Source organism: Methylobacterium sp. BE186 (genome assembly GCF_031457035.1).
GTDB classification, from domain to species: domain Bacteria; phylum Pseudomonadota; class Alphaproteobacteria; order Rhizobiales; family Beijerinckiaceae; genus Methylobacterium; species Methylobacterium segetis.
In genome coordinates this window covers 27,460-47,193 of sequence record NZ_JAVDVV010000008.1, presented here as the reverse complement: position 1 = coordinate 47,193, position 19,734 = coordinate 27,460, and the positions used below count along the sequence as shown (strand labels likewise).

General features: G+C 70.7%; 19 protein-coding genes and 2 tRNA genes. 5 read left to right on the top strand and 16 right to left on the bottom strand.

Features of this window, described 5'->3' with window-relative positions; all coding sequences use genetic code 11:
- The first annotated feature begins 7 nt into the window (after window positions 1-7).
- From J2X36_RS10950 to J2X36_RS10940, 3 genes are all read left to right on the top strand, one after another.
- On the top strand, window positions 8-892 hold the full coding sequence (locus tag J2X36_RS10950) for an alpha/beta hydrolase (protein WP_310349617.1): 885 nt from the start codon (window positions 8-10) through the stop codon (window positions 890-892).
- Between the two features lie 115 nt (window positions 893-1,007).
- A complete protein-coding gene (locus tag J2X36_RS10945; RefSeq protein WP_132253897.1) occupies window positions 1,008-1,301 on the top strand; it encodes a helix-turn-helix transcriptional regulator in 294 nt (97 codons plus the stop codon).
- Window positions 1,302-1,386: 85 nt separating this feature from the next.
- On the top strand, window positions 1,387-2,136 hold the full coding sequence (locus J2X36_RS10940) for a glucose 1-dehydrogenase (RefSeq protein WP_310349614.1): 750 nt from the start codon (window positions 1,387-1,389) through the stop codon (window positions 2,134-2,136).
- 119 nt (window positions 2,137-2,255) lie between these two features.
- Here J2X36_RS10940 and J2X36_RS10935 read toward each other — a convergent pair whose 3' ends face one another.
- Entirely contained in the window at window positions 2,256-2,648 is a 393-nt protein-coding gene (locus tag J2X36_RS10935) for a hypothetical protein (RefSeq protein WP_310349612.1), read from the bottom strand.
- A 200-nt stretch (window positions 2,649-2,848) separates the two neighbouring features.
- Here J2X36_RS10935 and rnhA point away from each other — a divergent pair, with 200 nt between their 5' ends.
- Complete coding sequence (gene rnhA / locus J2X36_RS10930) at window positions 2,849-3,520, top strand: ribonuclease HI (RefSeq protein WP_310349611.1); 672 nt, start codon at window positions 2,849-2,851, stop codon at window positions 3,518-3,520.
- Window positions 3,521-3,548: 28 nt separating this feature from the next.
- Here the strand turns inward: rnhA and J2X36_RS10925 are convergent, their stop codons facing one another.
- The 15 genes from J2X36_RS10925 to J2X36_RS10855 all read right to left on the bottom strand — a co-directional run bounded on the left by J2X36_RS10925 (window position 3,549) and on the right by J2X36_RS10855 (window position 17,887).
- Complete coding sequence (locus tag J2X36_RS10925; RefSeq protein WP_310349610.1) at window positions 3,549-4,073, bottom strand: YidB family protein; 525 nt, start codon at window positions 4,071-4,073, stop codon at window positions 3,549-3,551.
- Window positions 4,074-4,131: 58 nt separating this feature from the next.
- Window positions 4,132-5,580: a HAMP domain-containing sensor histidine kinase gene (locus J2X36_RS10920; protein WP_310349608.1), complete on the bottom strand. Its 1,449-nt coding sequence runs from the start codon at window positions 5,578-5,580 to the stop codon at window positions 4,132-4,134.
- A 117-nt stretch (window positions 5,581-5,697) separates the two neighbouring features.
- Window positions 5,698-5,771, bottom strand: a tRNA-Gly gene (locus J2X36_RS10915).
- A gap of 74 nt (window positions 5,772-5,845) precedes the next feature.
- Window positions 5,846-5,929, bottom strand: a tRNA-Tyr gene (locus J2X36_RS10910).
- A 76-nt stretch (window positions 5,930-6,005) separates the two neighbouring features.
- On the bottom strand, window positions 6,006-7,799 hold the full coding sequence (recJ, locus tag J2X36_RS10905) for a single-stranded-DNA-specific exonuclease RecJ (protein ID WP_310349840.1): 1,794 nt from the start codon (window positions 7,797-7,799) through the stop codon (window positions 6,006-6,008).
- 91 nt (window positions 7,800-7,890) lie between these two features.
- The gene (locus J2X36_RS10900) at window positions 7,891-9,072 is read right to left on the bottom strand and encodes an L-dopachrome tautomerase-related protein (protein ID WP_310349606.1); all 1,182 of its coding nucleotides are present in this window, start codon (window positions 9,070-9,072) and stop codon (window positions 7,891-7,893) included.
- Window positions 9,073-9,091: 19 nt separating this feature from the next.
- Window positions 9,092-10,072 (bottom strand): SMP-30/gluconolactonase/LRE family protein, encoded by a 981-nt coding sequence (locus J2X36_RS10895; protein WP_310349605.1) that lies wholly within the window; start codon window positions 10,070-10,072, stop codon window positions 9,092-9,094.
- Between the two features lie 141 nt (window positions 10,073-10,213).
- Window positions 10,214-11,611, bottom strand: coding sequence for an NAD(P)(+) transhydrogenase (Re/Si-specific) subunit beta (locus J2X36_RS10890; RefSeq protein WP_132253881.1), 1,398 nt, complete (start codon window positions 11,609-11,611; stop codon window positions 10,214-10,216).
- A gap of 4 nt (window positions 11,612-11,615) precedes the next feature.
- Window positions 11,616-12,065 carry a proton-translocating transhydrogenase family protein gene (locus J2X36_RS10885; protein WP_132253878.1) on the bottom strand — a complete coding sequence of 150 codons (450 nt, stop codon included), beginning with the start codon at window positions 12,063-12,065 and terminating at the stop codon, window positions 11,616-11,618.
- 20 nt (window positions 12,066-12,085) lie between these two features.
- Entirely contained in the window at window positions 12,086-13,228 is a 1,143-nt protein-coding gene (locus tag J2X36_RS10880) for a Re/Si-specific NAD(P)(+) transhydrogenase subunit alpha (RefSeq protein ID WP_132253876.1), read from the bottom strand.
- Window positions 13,229-13,358: 130 nt separating this feature from the next.
- Window positions 13,359-13,652, bottom strand: coding sequence for an aa3-type cytochrome c oxidase subunit IV (locus J2X36_RS10875; protein ID WP_132253874.1), 294 nt, complete (start codon window positions 13,650-13,652; stop codon window positions 13,359-13,361).
- Window positions 13,653-13,845: 193 nt separating this feature from the next.
- Complete coding sequence (locus J2X36_RS10870) at window positions 13,846-15,207, bottom strand: AarF/ABC1/UbiB kinase family protein (protein WP_132253871.1); 1,362 nt, start codon at window positions 15,205-15,207, stop codon at window positions 13,846-13,848.
- A gap of 110 nt (window positions 15,208-15,317) precedes the next feature.
- A complete protein-coding gene (locus J2X36_RS10865; protein WP_310349600.1) occupies window positions 15,318-15,704 on the bottom strand; it encodes a type II toxin-antitoxin system death-on-curing family toxin in 387 nt (128 codons plus the stop codon).
- Window positions 15,701-15,925, bottom strand: a complete 225-nt coding sequence (locus J2X36_RS10860; protein ID WP_310349598.1) for an AbrB/MazE/SpoVT family DNA-binding domain-containing protein — start codon at window positions 15,923-15,925, stop codon at window positions 15,701-15,703. Before J2X36_RS10860 ends, J2X36_RS10865 begins: the two co-directional genes overlap by 4 nt.
- 81 nt (window positions 15,926-16,006) lie before the next feature.
- The gene (locus tag J2X36_RS10855) at window positions 16,007-17,887 is read right to left on the bottom strand and encodes a M3 family oligoendopeptidase (protein WP_310349595.1); all 1,881 of its coding nucleotides are present in this window, start codon (window positions 17,885-17,887) and stop codon (window positions 16,007-16,009) included.
- Between the two features lie 302 nt (window positions 17,888-18,189).
- On the opposite strand from J2X36_RS10855, the gene J2X36_RS10850 reads away from it, so the two are divergent.
- Complete coding sequence (locus J2X36_RS10850; protein WP_132253862.1) at window positions 18,190-19,674, top strand: sigma-54 dependent transcriptional regulator; 1,485 nt, start codon at window positions 18,190-18,192, stop codon at window positions 19,672-19,674.
- Window positions 19,675-19,734: the final 60 nt, after the last annotated feature.

The window sequence follows — 19,734 nt, the reverse complement described above, 5'->3', positions numbered from 1 at the left end:
GCCGGACATGAAGGCGGACCCCTTCCTCTACGGATTCGAGCTTCGCGACATCGACGCGGACGGGGTGCGGATCCGCGCCAGCATCGGCGGCGCGGGGCCGCCCCTGCTGCTGCTTCACGGCCACCCACAGACGCATGCCACCTGGCACGCGGTCGCGCCCGTGCTCGCCGAGCGCTTCGGCGTCGTCGCGATGGATCTGCGCGGCTACGGCGATTCCGAGAAGCCACCGGGCGGCGAGCGCCATGCCGGTTACGCCAAGCGCGCGATGGCGCGCGACGCGCTCGCCGTCATGCGGGCGCTCGGACACGAGCGCTTCGCGGTGATCGGCCACGACCGCGGCGGGCGCGTCGCCCACCGCCTCGCCCTCGACCATCCGGACGCCGTCGCGCGGCTCGCCGTGCTCGACATCGCTCCGACGGCGACGATGTACGCGCGCACCGACAAGGCGTTCGCGACCGCCTATTTCTGGTGGTTCTTCCTGATCCAGCCCGAGCCTCTGCCGGAACGGCTGATCGGCGCGGATCCGGAATACTTCCTGCGCACCCATGCCGAGGGTCAGTCGAAGACCCCTGGCGTGCCGAGCCCGGACCTGTTCGCCGAGTACCTGCGCGTCTACCGCGATCCGGCGACGCGCCACGCCATCTGCGAGGATTACCGGGCCGCCGCGACGATCGACCTGGAGCACGATGCCGCCGATGCGGACAGGCGCATCGCGGTGCCGCTGCTGGCGCTCTGGGGCGCGAAGGGCACGGTCGGGCGCAGCTACGACGTCCTCGCGACCTGGCGCGAGAAGGCGCTCGACGTGCGCGGCCGCGCCCTCGATTGCGGCCACACCCTGCAGGAGGAGCGGCCCGACCTCGTCCTCGCCGCCCTCGCCGAATTTCTGACTTGAGGGGAAGCCTGCGGCTCCGGCGGCGCATCGCGCGCTCGAGATCTCTGTCATCGTGTGCGGTTCACCGGCGGCTGGGATTTCCCTGCCCCGCCTCGTGCTCTATGCGTCCTCCGCCATGGGATCGCCTCCGACACCCCCGCTCACGGATCGCCAATTCGCCCGCATCGCCCGCGCCCTCGCCGAGCCGCGGCGCTACGAGATCCTGAAGCAGCTCGGCCTCAACGGCGGCCTGTGCCCGTGCAGCAGCCTGAACGAGACCCAGAACGTGAGCCCGGCGACCCTCTCGCACCACGTCAAGGAACTCGAGACCGCCGGCCTGATCGAGATCCGGCGCGAGGGCAAGTTCGCCAATCTCGTGCTGCAGCGTGATATCCTCGGCGCCTATCTGGCGCGCCTGTCGGAGATCTGAGCGCCTGCAGCCGGGTGCCGCTCCGCACAGGCAACAATTCGATGATCATCTAAGTGTCGAATGGAGGGGCGGCAGGAGACGGGTCATGGCGAGATTGCAAGGCAAGGTAGCGGTCGTCACGGGCGCTTCGAAGGGCATCGGCGCGGGGATCGCGAAGGCGCTGGCGGCCGAAGGGGCCGCAACCGTGGTGAATTACGCTTCGAGCGCGGAGGGTGCGGAGCGCGTCGTCCGCGAGATCGAGGAGGCGGGAGGTCGGGCGGTCGCGATCCGTGCCGATGTCGGGCAGGCCGGGGAGGTCGAGCACCTGTTCGCGGAGACGAAGCGCCTCTTCGGCGCCGTCGACGTCCTCGTGAACAATGCCGGCGTCTATCGCTTCGCCACGATCGACGAATTCAGCGAGGCGGAATACCGGCGGCAGTTCGACACGAACGTGCTGGGGCTCCTGCTCGCCACCCAGCAGGCGGTCAGGCAGTTCGGCCCCGAGGGCGGCAGCGTGATCAATATCGGCTCCGCAGCGACCGAGCTCGCGCCGCCGTCGACGGCCATCTACACCGCCACGAAGGCGGCGGTCGCCTCGATCACGCAGGTCCTCTCGAAGGAGCTCGGACCGCGCCGGATCCGCGTGAACACGATCGCGCCCGGCGTCGTCGTGACGGAGGGCGTCCACACGCTGGGGCTGATCGGCTCGGACATGGAGCGCGACATGGTGGCGAGGACGCCGCTCGGGCGGACGGGCCAGCCGGAGGACATCGCCCCGCTCGCGGTCTTCCTCGCCTCCCCCGAATCGCGCTGGATCACCGGTGAGGTCATCGTGGCGTCCGGCGGTCTCCGGTAGGCGCTCGGCGGATCCATACAGGGTTCCGAGGCACGTCGACGGATCGAGCACGGGTTCTCTGTCTCCCGAGCCGATCTGCCGGCATCGACGCCGAGATCCGGAAGAAGGCCCGGGCCGCGTCAGGCGGCCCTGGCGCGGCCCTGCGGGGCCTGCTCCGTCGCGCCGCCGGACAGGTCGATCATCTGCAGGTGTGACGGCGCGGGCGTCGGGCCGGCCTCAGGCTCCGCCGTCTCGCTGCGGGCATGCGCGAAGAGGGCCGCACCGACCTCCGCCCCGGCGGCCTTGACCAGCGCCGCCTCCCCACAGGTGGCGGCGAGGCGCACGCCGAGCTGGTGCAGGCGCTCGCGCTCCACGCAGTAGGCGGCGATCCGGGCGCGGCCGTATTCCGGCATGTGAGCGACGAGGCGGGCGAAGTCGCTCGCGCTGGCGCGGTAGAGCGCCGCGATCAGCTCGACCGGGATCGGGTAGCGCGCGAGGGCTGTGGCTGTAGGTCGGAGCGGTGTGGACGGCATCGTGATCCGAATCCCCTGCAGATGCGCCAGGATCGGTTCACGATGGTTAACGAAGCGTTGCCGGGCGAGCGGCGGAGGATCGCGGGACCGCGGCCGTGATCAACCATTCGTTTCCGGCCTGCGGCTAGCAAGGAGGTGCCGCGCCGGAACCGCATCCGGCAGATCCGGCGCCGACCCCGTTTCCGAAGGATCACGCGTCCATGCGAACCGTTGTCTACGCCGATGGGGGCTGCGACCCCAATCCCGGGCCGGGTGGATGGGGTGTCGTGATCGCGGCACCCGAGGGTGCGGTGGAACTCTGCGGCGGCGAGCCGGGCACCACCAACAACCGGATGGAGCTGACGGCGGCCATCCGGGCGCTGGAGCAGTTTCCGGAGGGTGCGCCGATCGAGATGCGCTGCGACAGCCAGTACGTGGTCAAGTCCGTGACCGAGTGGATGCGCGGCTGGAAGGCGAAGGGCTGGCGCACGACCACCGGCGAGGTCAAGAACGTCGACCTGATGAAGCGCCTCGACGAATTGGCGAATCGCCGCGACGTGCGCTGGACCTGGGTACGGGGCCATGCCGGCGACCCGCTCAACGAGCGTGCGGACCGCTTGGCCACGCAGGGGCGGCGCGAGGCGCGCGGGCTGCCGCGGCAACCCGCACCGGTCCCGCCGCCCGTGCCGGCCGGCATGGAGGCGGTGGGCCGCACGGCACCGGTGCAGATCGATCTCGCCCTCGGGCTCGCGGTGGCCCGTGCGGCCAAGCGGGCCGGCTCCACGCCCTCGGCCTTCGTCGAGGAGGCGGTGAGGCTCGTGCTCGCACTCGGCCCCGAGGAAGCCGGCCGCCTGCAGGCGCAGCTCACGTCCCGGCCGACCCGGGTGGCCTGAGCGGGTCGGCCCGCGGGCGGAGGATCCGCTAGCGGGCCGGCACCCGTCCGTCCGGGGTGTACCGGTCGACCGCCTGCGGCAGATCCCGCGAGAGGCGCGCGAGCAGATCGTCCCGCGACAGCCCGGTCCGCTGCGTGAGCGTGGCCAGAACGTCGGGGCCGATCGCCGTCTCGAGTTGCTGCGGGCTGATTTCCTGGTTCGGGCCGGTATTCACCCAGGATTGCGCCGCGGCGCCATGCCCGGCCTGCTGGAAGCGCTCCAGCATCTCGCCGAGGCCGCTGTGCAGGAAGCCGCCCGCGCCGCTGCCGCCGGAGGTGCCCGCGAGGCTGCCCAGGAGCCCGCCCAAGCCGCCGGCCAGGCCGCCGCCCGGACCCCCGCCCAGGCTTCCGCCCAAGCCGGCCCCCGAGCCGCCCTGATGTCCCGCCGGTCCGGCAGGCGCGGGGTCGCCCTGCGGGCGGCCGCCGAGAAACTCGGCGATCTTGTCCCTGTTCTGGTAGCCGGCGAGGGCCAGGAGGCCCAACAGGGCCGTCATCGATGGGTATCCGTCACTCATCTTCAACCTCCGGTCGTTGAGCGAGCCCGATCCGGGCGCCGATCGGGCGGGGAGGATATCACAGGGTCGCCCGTTCCTCCCGCTCGCGGACCCGTTCGAGGGCGAGAGGCAGGGTGATCGTGAAGCGCGTTCCGGTTCCGGTCCCGCTCGCGAGCTCGATCCGTCCCTGCAGCTTCGAGACGACGAGGTTGAAGACGATGTGCAGGCCGAGGCCCGTGCTGCCCTGGTCCCGCCGGGTCGTGAAGAAGGGCTCGAAGACCTTCTGCAACTGGTCCGCCGGGATGCCGACGCCGTCGTCGCGGAAGACGAGGCGCAGGCCGCCCTCCTCCGTCCGCGAGACCGACAGGTCGAGATGGCCGGCATGGCCTTCGGGGAAACCGTGGATCACGGCATTGAGGGCGAGGTTGCTGATCACCTGCGCGAGCGCGCCCGGGTAGGAATCGAGGATCACCGCATCCTCGCAGGCGATGCGCAACGCGTGACCCTTGCGGCGCAGCAGGGGCCCGAGGGTGCTCATCAGCTCATGGAGCCAGGGACGCAGCTCGAACGAGCGCCGCTCCTCGTTGGCCTGATCGACCGCCACCTGCTTGAAGCTGGTCACCAGATCGGCCGCGCGCGTGAGGTTCGCGAACAGGAGCCCCATCCCTTCCCGGAGCCGCGCGATGGCCTGCGTGAGGTCCGACCGGCGAACCTGGCCCGACTCGACGGTCGCCACGAGCCGCCTCAGGTCCCCCTCGACGGCCGTCGAGGTAGTGAGCGCGAGGCCGAGCGGCGTGTTGATCTCGTGGGCGACGCCGGCCACGAGCTGCCCGAGCGAGGCGAGCTTCTCGGCCTGGACGAGATGGGCCTGGGCATCCCGCAACTCGGCGAGCGCCCTCTCGGAACGCTCCATCTCGCGCCGCAGGGCGCGCTCCGTCTGGAACTGGCGCCTTGCCCGGACTTCACGCGCGCCCACCGCGTAGAGCGAGAGCGCGTAGGCCATGCCGATCTCGAAATTGTTCACGAAGCGCATGCCGGCCCGCTCGTGGACGGCGAAGGACTCGCAGAGCGCGAAGCAGGTCCAGGTCAGGACGCAGAAGGCGGCGAGTGAGGTCAGGCGGAGCGGCAGCAGGGTCGAGACGAACAGGATGACGATGATCATGCCCGCGGCCGCATGGTCGAAGCCGGGTTCGAGCCGGAGGTAGATCAGGCTGAGTACGCAGCCCGGCACGGCGCAGTAGGCGAGGTAGATCGGCTCCGCCCAGGATTGCGCGGGCCGCGATCCGAGGGCAGCCGTGAGCGGCAGCAGCACGAACCCGGCGACCGCGAGCCGGATCGCGAGGGTCGTGGTCCAGACGGCGGGATCGAGGATCCAATCCCAGACGGAGAAGGCGCAGTAGACGAAGGCGCCGAGCAGCATCGCGGCCCGCGTGCGGCCGAGATCGTCGAGCGTGAAATGCCGGACGAAATCGCGCTCGTCGGCGGGCTGCTCGAACCGCAGGCCGAGCTTGATCAGGAGGGGATGCATGAGGCGGGCGCCACGCGCGTCACGGGCGCGCAGCCGGCAAGTGCCGTGACCGCCCCGCCGCCCGCGATCGAAGCGAGGCGGCCGGTCGACGCATTAGCGCGGAAGGCAGGGATCGGTTGGAGCGGGTGAAGGGAATCGAACCCTCGTATTCAGCTTGGAAGGCTGCTGCTCTACCATTGAGCTACACCCGCGCGAGGGGCCGATTAGCACGGCCGTCGGCCCTTGAGAAGGCGCCGGTTCCTCGATCGCGATCCGTGAAGATGCTTGGTGGGGGAAGTAGGACTCGAACCTACGAAGCTTACGCAGCGGATTTACAGTCCGCCCCCTTTGCCGCTCGGGACATTCCCCCAAACTGCCGGCCCTCAAGGCCGCGTGCGGCCCTTATGATGAGGGGCAAAGCGGGTGTCAACCGGCTTGCCTGCCCCTCATCCGCACGGCGCGAGATCGCAGATTCGCACCTGTGCCCGCTCGGCGCCGCGCCAGCGGTCGCAGGCGAGGGTGCCGGCCACGTGGAACTCCCGGCCGATGCCGTTGAGGAGGGCTTGGCCGATCGGCCCCTGCGCGGCCCGGAAGGAGATGGCGCCGATCGCCTGCCCGTCGCGGCTGCGAAGGCGCGCCCGCACGTGCCCGTTGCCGACGAGGCCGGCATCGACCACCCGGTGGCGCGGCAGGGCGAAGACGGGTTCCGGGGAGCCCGAGCCGAAGGGCCCCGCCCGCCCGATCAGCCGCACGGTCTCCGCCGTGGCGCCGCCCGCGCTCAGCGTGCCGTCGAGGAGGAGGGCCTCCGCCGCGCGTGCCGTCTTCACGGTCGTGCCGAGCGTCTCGGCGAGATGCGCCTGGAACCGGGCGAGATCGCTGCCCGCGATGGTGGCGCCCGCCGCCATGGCGTGGCCGCCCCCCTTCCGCGCGAGCCCCGCCTCCACGCCGAGGCGCACGGCCAACCCGAGATCGACGCCGAGAATCGAGCGGCCGGAGCCGACCGCGCTTCCGTCCGGGCGCAGCGCGAAGGCGAAGGCAGGCCGGCCGAAGCGTTCCTTGAGGCGGGCCGCGATCAGGCCGACCACACCCGGATGCCAGTCGGGCGAGCCCGCGACGAGCACGGGCCGGTCCGGATCGAGGCCGAGCGCCCGGTCCATCTCGGCTTCCGCTGCCGCGACAGCCTCCGCCTCGATCACCTGCCGCTCGCGATTCAGCCGGTCGAGCTCGGCCGCGATGCGGGCCGCCTCGGCCGGATCCTGCGTCGAGAGGAGCTTCGCCCCGAGGGAGGCGTCGCCGATCCGGCCGCCGGCATTGATGCGCGGGCCGATCAGGTAGCCGAGATGCCACGCCTCCGGCGCCTCGGCGAGGGAGGCCGCATCGAACAGGGCGGCGAGGCCCCGCCGCCCGCGGGCCCGCATCACGGTGAGGCCCTGCACCACGAAGGCGCGGTTGAGGCCGACGAGCGGCACCACGTCGGCCACGGTCGCGAGCGCCACGAGGTCGAGGGCGTCCGGCAGGCTCGGCTCCGCGCGATCCCGGAAGAAGCCCTCCCGGCGCAGGGTGCGGTTGAGGGCCACCAGCGTAAGGAACACGATGCCCGCCGCGCAGAGATGGCCGAGGCCGGAAAGGTCGTCGAGGCGGTTCGGGTTCACGATGGCGCGGGCCGGCGGCAGGGTCTCGGCGGCGGCGTGATGGTCGAGGACGACGACGTCGAGGCCGATCTCCCGCGCCACCTCGAGGGGGGCGTGGCCGCTCGTGCCGCAATCGACCGTGACGAGGAGGCTCGCGCCATCGGCCGCGAGCGCCCGCACCGCCTCGGCGTTGGGCCCGTAGCCCTCGGTGATCCGGTCGGGGATGTGGATGCGGGTCGGTACGCCGAGGACGCGCAGGTAATCGGCGAGCAGGGCCGTGCTCGCGGCCCCATCGACGTCGTAATCGCCGAAGATCGCCACCGTCTCGGCCCGGCGCACGGCGTGGGCGAGCCGCGCGGCGGCGGCCTCCATGTCGAGGAGGCAGTCGGGATCGGGCATCAGGTCGCGCAGGCGGGGCTGCAGGTAGCCCTGCGCCTCGCCCGGCAGCACGCCGCGGCCCGCGAGCACGCGGGCGAGCAGATCCGGCAGGCCGTGGGCCTGGGTCATGGTCAGCGCGTGATGCTCGGTGGCCTGGGCGGCACAGCGCTCCCGCCAGCACCGTCCGAGGAGGGAGGCAGTCACATCGAGGAGGGCGCGTGGATCGGGCATGGCTGTGGCGGACACGGGGTCATCATAGCCGCAACCGCGGCCGGGCGCTGCCGCCCGAAAGCGACAGGCTCCCCCGCATGAGACAGGGGGTCTATCCCGCCGGGTCCGCGTCGATGCGCACGCGCAGGATCGCGTAGGGCGGCTTCTGCAGATCCGCGCCGCCATTGTATTCCGGGCGCCGGTTCACCTGCGCGGCCGAGACGTAGAGCCAGCGGTCCGGCGTGATCCAGAACGTGTCGGCCCAGATCAGGCGCTCGTCCGAGGCGATCACCTCGATCCGCCCGTCCGGATGGCGGCGGGCGACCGCGTTCTGCTCCTGCAGGGTGAGATAGACGCGGTCCTCGGCATCGGTGGTGAGCCCGCCCGTCATGCCCTTCTCGCCGAGATCCTCGACCCCGGCCGCCACCTCGGCGTCGGTGGCGTCCGGATCGAGGAGCGAGGCCGCATCCACCGCGTAGAGGCGGCGCCCGATCAGGGGGGCGTAGTAGAGCCGCCCCCCGTCTGGGCTCAGCGCGATGCCGTTGGCGCCGCCCTGCACGGGCTTCTCCGGGCCGCCCTCCGGGCGCAGCATCACGGGCTGGTGCTCGACGAACTTGACGAGGTTCTTCTGGGATCGGGTGCTGGCATGGCCCTGGAGCCGCCGCACGACGCGCCCGGATCTCAGGTCGACGGCGAGGATCGCGCCCTCCTCCCCCTGACCCTGATCGGTGATGTAGGCCACAGCCCGGCCCTCGCGGATGTCGACACGGAGGTCGTTGAGGGAGGAGGACGGGGTGATCCCCGATTCGAGCGGCACGATCCGGCGGATCCGGTTCTCGGCAAGATCCACCTGGACGAGCTTCGCGCCCCCCGGCACGGGCGGCCCCTTGCCCTCGGGCAGGCCGGCATCGAGGAGCCAGAGCGTGTCGTCGCGGTCGAACACCCCGTTCGGCACGTGCAGCAGGCTCGTCTGCGGGTTCGTCGGATCCGGCCGGTTCGCGGCCTCGCTCGGATAGGGCAGGACCGAGCCGTCCTGCGCGACCTCGCCCACCGTGATCGGCACCTTGGCGTCGAAGCGCGGCATCATCACGAAGAGGCGGCCCGAGCGGGAGATCGCGAGGCCGGTCGGGGTCGACGGGGCGTGCGCGAGGAGCGCGAGTTCCATCGCCCCCGCGCTCCGGCTCGTGGCGACCTGCGTGCCGCCCGCCGGGGCGGCCTCCGCAGGGCGGGCGAGGCCGAGGGCGGCGGCAGCGGTCAGGCCGTGCGCGATCACGTCGCGGCGGGCAAGGGCCATGGTACGTCCTCTCGTGGTCTCAGCCGGCGCGGCGCGCGCCGGCCGCCGTCAGGTCGATGGCGTGGATGGAGGAGCCGGCCGCGACGAACAGGCGGCGCCCGTCCGGTCCGCCGAAGACGAGGTTCGCGGCGGCGCGCGGCGTCGCGATGCGGCCGAGCCAGGTGCCGTCCGGGTCGAAGACGCGCACGCCGTCCTCGCAGGCCGCATAGAGCCGGCCCTGCGCGTCGACCGCGAGGCCGTCCGGCGCGCCGGTCTCCACTTCGGCGAAGGGCCGCTTCGGCCCGAGCCGATGGCCGCGCCCGACCGGAAAGGCGAGGATGTTGCGCGCGCCCTCGGGCTGCAGCGCAGCGCCCGCATCGCTGAGATAGAGGGTCCGCCCGTCCGGCGCGAAGGCGAGGCCGTTCGGCTGGTCGGCGGCGTCGGTCATCGCCTCGACGCGGCCGGGCTCCGCCACCCGGTAGATCCGGCGCGCCCTCTGCGCCGGCTCCGCCATAACGCCCTCGTCGGGCAGGCGGATGCCGAAGACGGGATCGGTGAACCAGATCGCGCCGTCCGGCCCCAGCACCGCGTCGTTCGGGGCATTGAGCGGCCGCCCCGCGAAGCTGTCGGCGAGCACGGTGAGGTCTCCGTCCGGCTCCCGGCGCACGACCCGCCGCCCCCGATGCTCGCAGGTGACGAGACGGCCCTCGCGGTCCAGGGTGTTGCCGTTGGCGTTGTTCGACGGGTCGCGGAACGGCCGCGCCCGGCCGTCGTCACCGAGGATGCAGATCCGGTTCGCCTTCACGTCGCTGAAGACGAGGCCGCCGAGATGCGGGGCCGGGCAGAGCCCCTCGCACCAGCGCCCGCCCGCGTAGACGGTCTCGAGCCGGGCCGTGAGATCGACGACGGACGCGAAGCGCGCGTCGAGGACGCGCACCACCGGGGCCGCCCGAGCCGGGCGGGGAAGCGCCAGGGCCAGGATCCCGGCAGCGAGGAGATCCCGTCGTCTGAGAGCGGTCATCAGGCTCCTGCGGTGGTCGGGCGAGGTGCCACGCCAACGCGAGCCGATCCGCGATGATCCGTCCGGTGCCGGACCCGGAACGGAAACGGGGCGGACGCTCGCGCGCCCGCCCCGCCCGGTTCCGTGCCCGAAGGGCTTCCGTCAGAGGTTCTTGAGGATCGAGTCGACGACCTTCTTGGCGTCGCCGAACAGCATCATGGTGTTGTCGCGGAAGAAGACCTCGTTCTCGACGCCCGCGTAGCCCGAGCCCATGCCGCGCTTGATGAAGAGCACGGTCTTGGCCCGCTCCACGTCGAGGATCGGCATGCCGTAGATCGGCGAGGTCTTGTCGGTCTTGGCGGCCGGGTTGGTGACGTCGTTGGCGCCGATCACGAAGGCCACGTCCGCCTGCGGGAACTCGCCGTTGATGTCCTCCAGTTCGAACACCTCGTCGTAGGGCACGTTCGCCTCGGCGAGCAGCACGTTCATGTGGCCCGGCATGCGGCCCGCCACCGGATGGATGGCGTACTTGACGTCGACGCCCTCCTTCTTGAGGAGGTCCGCCATCTCGCGGAGCGAGTGCTGGGCCTGCGCCACCGCCATGCCGTAGCCGGGCACGATGATCACGCGCTCGGCGTTCTTCATGATGTAGGCGGCGTCGTCCGCCGAGCCCTGCTTGACGGGGCGCGTCTCGACCTGCCCGCTGCCGGCCACGGCGGAGTCGCCGCCGAAGCCGCCCAGGATGACCGAGAAAAACGATCGGTTCATCGCGTGGCACATGATGTAGGACAGGATCGCGCCCGACGAGCCCACGAGCGAGCCCGTGATGATGAGCGCGAGGTTGCCGAGCGTGAAGCCGATGCCGGCGGCCGCCCAGCCCGAGTAGGAGTTCAGCATCGAGACGACGACGGGCATGTCGGCGCCGCCGATCGGGATGATGAGCAGGCCGCCGAGCACCAGCGACAGGATCACGATCAGCCAGAACACCACCTTGCTGCCGCTGCCGATGAACACGGCGAGCAGCGCGACGAGAGCGATGGCGAGCGCGATGTTGATCGCGTGCCGCTGGGGCAGGATGATCGGCTTGCCCGACATCCGGCCGTCGAGCTTGGCGAAGGCGATCACCGAACCCGTGAAGGTGATGGCGCCGATGGCGACGCCGAGGCCCATCTCGAAGAGGGATTGGCCGTGGATGTGGCCCCCCTCGACGATGCCGAAGGCCTGCGGCGCGTAGAGGGCGCCCGCCGCGACGAAGACCGCCGCGAGGCCAACCAGCGAGTGGAAGGCGGCGACGAGCTGCGGCATCGCCGTCATCGGCACGCGCTTGGCGATCACCGCTCCCGCGCCGCCGCCGATGGCGAGGCCGAGGAGCACGAGGATCCAGGCGCTGAAGCCCGCGGGCGGATGGCCCACCAGCGTGGTGAGAATGGCGAGCCCCATGCCGACCATGCCGTACAGGTTGCCCTGCCGGGAGGTGGTCGGGTGCGAGAGCCCCCGCAGCGCCATGATGAACAGGACGCCGGAGACGATGTAGAGAAGGGATGAGACGTTCTCGGACATCGCCTCAGGCCTTCTTCTTGTACATGCCGAGCATGCGCTGTGTGACGAGGAACCCGCCGAAGATGTTCACGCTGGCGAGGATAATGGCGATGAAGCCGAAGAAGCGGGCCCAGCCGGTTCCGTGCTCGACGAGCGGCACGCCGGCGGCGAGGATCGCGCCGACGATGATGACGGACGAGATCGCGTTGGTCACCGACATCAGCGGCGTGTGCAGTGCCGGGGTCACGGACCAGACCACGTAGTAGCCCACGAAGATCGCGAGCACGAAGATGGCGAGGCGGAACACGGTGGGGTCCACCGCGCCGTGCGTCATGGCGGCGGCGCCGTGGCCGAGGCCGTCGGCGATGGAGGCGGCCTGGTCGGCAGCGCGGCGGGCGGCTTCGGCGGCGGCGCGCGCCGTGTCCGCGAGCACGCGGGTCTGATCGACCGCCTGGTCGGGGGGAAGGGTTGCCATCGGGAGTGTCTCCGGCGGGATCAGGCTGCTTTGGGCTGGAACGAGGCGTGCACAACCTCGCCGTCGCGGGTGAGGTTCGTCGCCTTGACGAGCTCGTCGTCCCACTTGATCGCGAGCGCCTTCGTCTCCTTGTCGATCAGCGTCTCGAGGAAGGCGTAGAGGTTGCGTGCGTAGAGGGCCGACGCGGTCGCGGCGAGCCGCCCCGCCACGTTGGTGTGGCCGACGATCTTCACGCCCTTGTCGGTCGTGACGATCTCGCCCGCCTTCGCGCCCGCGACGTTGCCGCCGCGCTCGACCGCGAGGTCGACGAGGACCGAGCCCGGCTTCATCGAGGCGACCATCTCCTCGGAGACGAGCTTCGGCGCCGGGCGGCCCGGGATCAGGGCCGTCGTGATCACGATGTCCTGCTTGGCGATGTGGCCCTTGACCAGCTCCGCCTGCTTCTTCTGGTATTCGGCCGACATCTCCTTGGCGTAGCCGCCCGCGGTCTCGGCCTGCTTGAACTCGTCGTCCTCGACCGCCACGAACTTGGCGCCGAGGGACTCGACCTGCTCCTTGGTGGCGGGCCGCACGTCGGTGGCCGTCACGACGGCGCCGAGGCGGCGGGCGGTGGCGATGGCCTGGAGGCCCGCCACGCCGACGCCCATGATGAAGACGCGGGCGGCCGGGACGGTGCCCGCGGCCGTCATCATCATCGGCATGGAGCGGCCGTACTCGGCGGCGCCGTCGACCACCGCGCGGTAGCCGGCCAGGTTCGCCTGAGAGGAGAGCACGTCCATCACCTGCGCGCGGGTGATGCGTGGCATCAGCTCCATCGCGAAGGCGGAAACGCCCGCATCGGCGATCGCCTTCAGCTCGGCTTCACGGCCGTAGGGATCCATGATGGCGACGACGGCGGCGCCCTTCTTGAAGAGCGGAAGCTCCTCGGCGGCCGGGCGGCGCACCTTGAGGACGAGATCGGCGTCCCGCGCGGTCTCCTCGGCGGAGGGCGCAACGGTGGCGCCGGCCGCCTCGTACTCGCCGTCCGGAACACCGGCCTTCAGGCCGGCGCCCGACTGGACGACCACATCGGCGCCGAGGCCGATGAATTTCTTGACCGTCTCGGGCACCGCCGCGACCCGCGTTTCCGCGGGATCCGCCTCCGACAGCACAGCGATGCGCATTCAGGAATTCCCCTTCGATTGACCGCCTCCCCTTCTGCGATTCGGCGCAGCAAGACGAGGCGGGTGGCCCGGTTAGTCTGATGAAAATGCGAACAATGTAACTGTCGGCCGTCCGACACCGAGCCTGGATTCAGGCGAAGGCGAGGTACAAGGCAAGCAACAGGCCGATCGCCGCCGGCGCCTTCCAGCCGATCCCCGGCGCCAGCGCGCCGACGGCGCCGGCCACGCTCGACAGGACCACGCCGAGGATCGCGGTGAGCCACGCCTCGCGGATGCCGCCCACGGCCAGTGCCAGGACCCAGCAGATCACCACGCCGGTGGCGATCTCGACGAAACGTACGAATCCCCGATACGTCTGCTCGTGCGTCTTCTCGTCCATCGCCGGGCTGTACCGGACCCCGGACAAAGTCTTCGTATCGGCCATCGTGCGCTCGTCCCCTTGACGTGGTCTTGCTTGGTCCCGAGCGGATTTAACGCAAGGTCTAACGCGTCGCAATCGGCATGCGCCGCTGCCCCATCCCTGCGGCGCAGTTTCTGGTATACCAGAGAAATTGTCCAGTCCGTTCCGCGCGTTCCGCCCTGAAAAAGCGCGCCGGCGGCACGGCTGGGGGCCGAGGCTAATCCGGCTTCGGAAGGCCCGCGGCCGCGAGCGCCTCGCCCTGCCGCGCGGCCAGGGCGTCGAGGGAGAAGTGCTCGATCTCCGCCTCGAACAACTGGTGATAGTTCAGTTCCGAGCGCAGGTGCAGGAACACGGCGCCGAGGCCGACCGCGGCGCGGTCCATGAACACGAATTCCTGGGGAACCGTCACCGGCCCGCGCTCCTTGAGCGCCTGATGCACCTCGAAGGCCTGCCGGCGCCCGTACTCGCCGGGCTTGACCCCGTCCGCGACGGTGCGGGTGCGATCCTCCAGCAGCGGCCCGTAGATGAAGCGGGCCCAGATGTTGAGGATCTCGATCAACTCACGATTGAGGTTCTTGAAGCCCCAGACCTCGTAGGCGTGGACGATGCGCGCCTCGTCCTGCGTCAGCAGCCCCCGGTAGAGATCGACTACGCCGCCGACGAAACGGGGATGGAAGATGCGCACGCAGCCATAGTCGAGCAGGTTGATGCCCTGGGCCTCGCCGCCCTCGGAGAAGACGGTGTAATTGCCGAGATGAGGGTCGCCGTGGATCACGGCGGCGCGGCTGAACGGGTGCCACCACGCCTTGAACATCGCCTGGGCGATGCGGTTGCGGATCTCGACCGGGCTGTCCGCGAAGCCGAGGATCTTGTCGCCGTCGAGCCAGCCGAGGGTGAGGAGACGGCGGGTCGAGAGGTCGGGATGAACGTCGGGCACGCGCACGGCGTCGATGTCCCGCAGGACGCCGCCGTACAGGGCGGCGTGCTTGGCCTCGCGGGCGTAGTCGAGCTCCTCGCGCACGCGGGCGCCGATCTCCTTGGCGATCTCGCGGGTGTCGAGCCAGGAATTCATGCGCCGGTGCAGGGCGAAGGCGACCTCGAGCTGCTTCAGGTCAGCCTCAACCGCGGATTGCATGTCCGGATATTGGAGCTTGCAGGCGAGCCGAGTCCCCTCCTTCGAAACGGCCCGGTGGACCTGTCCCAGCGAGGCCGCGGCCGAGGGCTTCAGGTCGAAGCTGCCGAACCGGGACTGCCAGTCTGCCCCGAGCTCCGCCATCATGCGCCGCTTGACGAAGGCGGCGCCCATCGGCGGCGCGTCGGCCTGCAGCTTCTGCAACTCGGCCGCGTATTCGGGCGGCAGCAGATCCGGCACGGTGGCCAGGAGCTGCGCCACCTTCATGATCGGGCCCTTCAGGCCGCCGAGGGCCTGCGCGAGGGCGGCGGCGTTGGTTGTTCCCTCCTTGCCGAACAGGCGCGCGCCCGCCATCCGCGCGGCGACGCCGCCCACATTGGCCCCGACGCGGGCGTAGCGGCTCGCGCGGGCGGAGAAGCGGTTGGCTTCGCGGTCGATCTCGGCCATCGGGTTCTTCTGACGGGTCTTCGGGGATCAGACCCGGAGATAAGCCGAACCCGTCTCGCTGCCAGGGCGGTGGGGCGGCGCGCCGCGCCCTCCCCCCTCCGCGGCCCGCCTCAGGCCGCCGGCCAGTTGTCGCGGATCCAGCGGGTGAGGCCGGTCTCGTCGACCTCTCCGGCGGCGAGGCCGAGGATGATCGTTGTGGCCTCCGCCGGATCGGGCCGGAAGGCGACGCCGTTCAAGCGGAGGAACAACGTCATTGCCACGAAGGCGATGCGCTTGTTGCCGTCCACGAACCCGTGATTGCGCGCGAGACCGAACGCGTAGGCTCCGGCGAGTTCGGCCAGATCGGCCTCCTCGTACTGCCAGCGGTTGACCGGGCGCGCGAGGGCTGATCGCAACGCGTTCTCGTCGCGGATTCCGGGCGGCCCGCCGAAGCGCGTCAGTTGCCGCTCATGGGCGACCCTGACCTCGTCGAAGGTCAGCCAACGGGGCTCGCTCACTTCGCGAGCGCCCGCAGGGTGTCCTTATACTCGTCCATGATGTCGTCGACGACAGCCATCGCCTGATCGAAGTCCGGGTCGTAGGGCGTCAACCGCACGCCGCCGTCCGGAAGCTCGGTGACGTGGAGCCACTGACCCTGCTCCAGATTGAGTTTGGTCAGCAGCTCGCGGGGCAGGATGAGGCCCGTCGAGTTGCCGATCTTCTTCACTTCCAGTTTCATCGGCGCACCCGCAGGTTGTTATACGGAAAGTATAACATTTCCTTCGGGTCGCGCCAAATTTGAGGGTCGCGGCGCTGGGCCTCAGCCCTGCTCTTCCATCGCCTCGAGCTCCGCGATCATGCCCTCGATCATGCCGAGGCCGATCTGCCAGAAGGAGGGGTCGCTGGCATCGAGCCCGAACGGGGCGAGGAGCTCGCCGTACGGCTTCGAGCCGCCCGCCGCGAGCAGCGCGAAGTAGCGGTCCACGAAGCCCTCCTCGGCCTTCGCGTAGACGCCGTAGAGCGAGTTCACGAGGCAGTCGCCGAAGGCGTAGGCGTAGACGTAGAAGGGCGAGTGGATGAAGTGCGGGATGTAGGCCCAGAAGGGCTCGTAGCCCGCGTCGAGCGTGATCGCCGGCCCGAGCGACTCGGCCTGGACCGAGATCCAGAGCGCGTTGATCTGCTCGGCCGTCAGTTCGCCCGCCTGACGGGCGAGATGGACCTTCCGCTCGAACGAGTAGAACGCGATCTGACGCACCACCGTGTTGATCATGTCCTCGACCTTGGCGGCGAGCATGGCGCGGCGCTGCACCGTGTCCGTCGTCCCGGCGAGCAGGCGCCGGAAGGTCAGCATCTCGCCGAACACGCTGGCCGTCTCGGCGAGGGTCAGGGGGGTGGGCGCCATCAGGGCGCCGTTCGGGCCTGCCAGAACCTGGTGCACGCCGTGGCCGAGCTCGTGGGCGAGCGTCATCACGTCCCGCGGCTTGCCCTGGTAATTGACGAGCACGTAGGGGTGGACCGAGGGCACCGTCGGATGAGCGAAGGCGCCGGGCGCCTTGCCGGGACGCGTCGGCGCGTCGATCCAGCGGCGGTCGAAGAAGTCCTTCGCGATGCCGGCCATCCGCGGCGAGAAGGCGCCGTAGGCGTCGAGCACGGTGTCGCGCGCCTCCGCCCAGGGGATCGTGCGCTGCTCGACCTTCGGCAGCGGCGCGTTGCGGTCCCAGTAGGGCAGCGCCTCGACGCCGAACCACTTCGCCTTGAGGCGGTAGTAGCGGTGTGACAGGCGCGGATAGGCCGCCTGCACCGCCTCGACAAGGGCCGCCACCACTTCGGGCTCGACCCGGTTCGCGAGGTGGCGGGCGTCGGCCACGTCCTTGAAGCCGCGCCAGCGGTCCGAGATCTCCTTGTCCTTGGCGAGCGTGTTGGTGATCAGCGTGAAGATGCGCAGGTTCGCCCGGAACACCTCGCTGAGCGCGCCCGCCGCCTCCTTGCGGACCGCACCGTCCGGGTCCTGCAGCTTGTTGAGCGTCGGCTCCAGCGTCAGCGGCTCGCCGCGCACGGGAAAGCGCAGGGCGGCGATCGTCTCGTTGAAGAGCCGGTCCCAGGCGGCGTTCGCGGTCACCGACTTCTCGAGGAACAGCTTCTCGATCCGGTCCTCGAGCTGGAACGGCTTCTCCCGCCGCAGATCCTCGATCCAGGGCGCGTAGTGGGCGAGCGGACCCTCCGCCATCGCGGCATCCATCACCGCATCGTCGACCCGGTTCAGTTCGAGGGCGAAGAACAGGAGGTCGCCCGAGGCGTTCGTCAGGCGCTCGCGGGTGTCGCCGTAGAACTTGGCGCGCCGCTCGTCGGTGGTGTCGCCGGAATAGACGAGGCCCGCATAGGACATCAGCTTGCCCAGCAGCTCCTCGATTCCCTCGTAGGCCCGCACGGCCTCGCCGAGCGCCCCCGAGGCGTCGGGCCCGGCGGCCAGATCGGCGATGCGGCCGGCGTAGCGCTCCGAGAAGCTGCGGCACTCGCTCTCGGCGCGGGCGAGGTCGTTCCGGAAATCGGGCGCGTCGATGCCGGAATAGAGGTCGGAGAGGTCCCATTCGGGCAGGGCGCCAAGGTCGAGCGCGTGGGCAGCGGCGCGGGCCGCGTGCGCCCCGTCCACGTTGCGCGACGGCTCCGGCATCAGGACAGGCGCGACGGCTCGGCTCGGCATGGATTCGTGATTCCTTCTCGCGGGGAGATCCGGCCCCGCTCCCCCTGATATCGAGCGCGGACCGCCCACGATCAACCGATGCCTCGGTGCGGCCGGCGACGGTCACGGCGTCGCACGCGATCGTGTGCCCGGCCTCTGGCGGCCGGAACGGCCCACAGCGAAATCGTGCAACGTCGTTAAGCGGGACTTTACGCCTTTGCGCGACCCTGCGGCTCGAAACGAAACAGGGCGCCGCACGGCCGGGCGCGGGAGCCTGCGATCCCGTCGCCCGTCCGATCGCGCCGCCACGGATGGGAGCCCCCATGTCGACAACGATCCTCATCGTCGACGACGATCCCGTGCAGCGCCGCCTCGCCGAGGCGGCCGTGCGCCGCTTCGGCTTCGAGGCCCTGGTCGCCGAGAACGGGGCGGACGCGCTGGCCCTCCTGCGGGCCGGCGAGGGCATCGACGTGGTGCTGCTCGACCTCGTCATGCCGGGCCTCGACGGGCTCGGCGTGCTGGCCGAGATGCGCAAGGGCGGGCTCGACACGCCGGTCATCGTCCAGACCTCGAACGGCTCGATCGACGCGGTGGTCAACGCCATGCGCGCGGGGGCCGTCGATTTCGTGGTCAAGCCCGCGGGCGCCGAGCGGCTGCAGGTCTCGATCCGCAACGCCCTCAAGGTCGACCAGCTCGAGGAGGAGGTCCGGCGCATGCGCCGCCGGGCATCGGGTGCGCTCACCTTCAAGGACCTCGCCTCCAAGAGCCCGGACATGGACCGGGTGATCCGGCTGGCCGAGCGCTCGGCGAAGTCGAACATCCCGGTCCTGATCGAGGGCGAGTCGGGGGTCGGCAAGGAGGTGCTGGCCCGCGCCATCCAGGGCTCGGGCGAGCGGCGCGGCAAGCCCTTCGTCACCGTCAATTGCGGGGCGATCCCCGAGAACCTCGTCGAGTCGACGCTGTTCGGCCACGAGAAGGGCGCGTTCACGGGCGCCACCGAGCGGCATGTGGGCAAGTTCGTCGAGGCGTCGGGCGGCACCCTCTTCCTCGACGAGATCGGCGAATTGCCCCTCGACGCGCAGGTCAAGCTCCTGCGCGCCCTGCAGGAGGGCGAGGTCGATCCGGTCGGCGGCAAGCGCAGCGTGCGGGTCGACATCCGCCTCGTCTCGGCGACGAACCGCTCGCTCCTCGACCTCGTCAAGCAGGGCCGCTTCCGCGAGGATCTCTATTACCGGCTCAACGTCTTCCCGATGACTCTGCCCCCGCTGCGCGCGCGCCGCGAGGACATCCCGGACCTCGTGCGTTCCTTCTGCGCCCGCTTCGCGGCCGAGGAAGGCAAGCGCGTCCGCTCGGTGACGCCGGAGGCGATGGCGCTGCTCACGCGCTACGGCTGGCCCGGCAACGTGCGCCAGCTCGAGAACGCCCTGTTCCGGGCCGTGGTCCTCGCCGACGGCGACGAGCTGACCGTCTCGGAATTTCCCCAGATCGCGGCCCAGGTCGACGGCTTCGACGTGCGCATCCCGCCCGCGCCCAGCCAGCCGATGCTCTCGACCGGCGCGCCCGAGCCCGTGCGCGAGATCGTGCGCGTCGAGGTGCGCGACCCCCACGCCATGTCCCTCGTCGTCGAGGATACGGGGGAGATGAAGACGATGGAGGCTCTCGAGGCCGAGATCATCCGCTTCGCCCTGCAATTCTATCGCGGCCGGATGTCCGAGGTCTCGCGCCGCCTCGGAATCGGACGGTCGACCCTCTACCGCAAGCTCAAGGATCTCGGCCTTGACGAGGGGTCCGAGGAGGCCGCCGCCTGAGGGCGGCGTCCGGCCCGTGCGATTGCACACGGCCGGGCTTGAGACCATAACCCTACGAAG

Excerpts from the sequence above, each read along its gene's own strand:
- J2X36_RS10925 (WP_310349610.1), bottom strand. The coding sequence starts at position 4,073 with ATGAGTGACGGATACCCATCGATGACGGCCCTGTTGGGCCTCCTGGCC.
- J2X36_RS10885 (WP_132253878.1), bottom strand. The coding sequence starts at position 12,065 with ATGGCAACCCTTCCCCCCGACCAGGCGGTCGATCAGACCCGCGTGCTC.
- J2X36_RS10935 (WP_310349612.1), bottom strand. The coding sequence starts at position 2,648 with ATGCCGTCCACACCGCTCCGACCTACAGCCACAGCCCTCGCGCGCTAC.
- J2X36_RS10850 (WP_132253862.1), top strand. The coding sequence starts at position 18,190 with ATGTCGACAACGATCCTCATCGTCGACGACGATCCCGTGCAGCGCCGC.
- J2X36_RS10860 (WP_310349598.1), bottom strand. The coding sequence starts at position 15,925 with ATGAAACTGGAAGTGAAGAAGATCGGCAACTCGACGGGCCTCATCCTG.
- J2X36_RS10855 (WP_310349595.1), bottom strand. The coding sequence starts at position 17,887 with ATGCCGAGCCGAGCCGTCGCGCCTGTCCTGATGCCGGAGCCGTCGCGC.
- recJ (WP_310349840.1), bottom strand. The coding sequence starts at position 7,799 with ATGCCCGATCCACGCGCCCTCCTCGATGTGACTGCCTCCCTCCTCGGA.
- J2X36_RS10945 (WP_132253897.1), top strand. The coding sequence starts at position 1,008 with ATGGGATCGCCTCCGACACCCCCGCTCACGGATCGCCAATTCGCCCGC.
- J2X36_RS10900 (WP_310349606.1), bottom strand. The coding sequence starts at position 9,072 with ATGGCCCTTGCCCGCCGCGACGTGATCGCGCACGGCCTGACCGCTGCC.
- J2X36_RS10890 (WP_132253881.1), bottom strand. The coding sequence starts at position 11,611 with ATGTCCGAGAACGTCTCATCCCTTCTCTACATCGTCTCCGGCGTCCTG.
- J2X36_RS10870 (WP_132253871.1), bottom strand. The coding sequence starts at position 15,207 with ATGGCCGAGATCGACCGCGAAGCCAACCGCTTCTCCGCCCGCGCGAGC.
- J2X36_RS10950 (WP_310349617.1), top strand. The coding sequence starts at position 8 with ATGAAGGCGGACCCCTTCCTCTACGGATTCGAGCTTCGCGACATCGAC.
- J2X36_RS10920 (WP_310349608.1), bottom strand. The coding sequence starts at position 5,580 with ATGCATCCCCTCCTGATCAAGCTCGGCCTGCGGTTCGAGCAGCCCGCC.
- J2X36_RS10940 (WP_310349614.1), top strand. The coding sequence starts at position 1,387 with ATGGCGAGATTGCAAGGCAAGGTAGCGGTCGTCACGGGCGCTTCGAAG.
- rnhA (WP_310349611.1), top strand. The coding sequence starts at position 2,849 with ATGCGAACCGTTGTCTACGCCGATGGGGGCTGCGACCCCAATCCCGGG.
- J2X36_RS10880 (WP_132253876.1), bottom strand. The coding sequence starts at position 13,228 with ATGCGCATCGCTGTGCTGTCGGAGGCGGATCCCGCGGAAACGCGGGTC.
- J2X36_RS10875 (WP_132253874.1), bottom strand. The coding sequence starts at position 13,652 with ATGGCCGATACGAAGACTTTGTCCGGGGTCCGGTACAGCCCGGCGATG.
- J2X36_RS10895 (WP_310349605.1), bottom strand. The coding sequence starts at position 10,072 with ATGACCGCTCTCAGACGACGGGATCTCCTCGCTGCCGGGATCCTGGCC.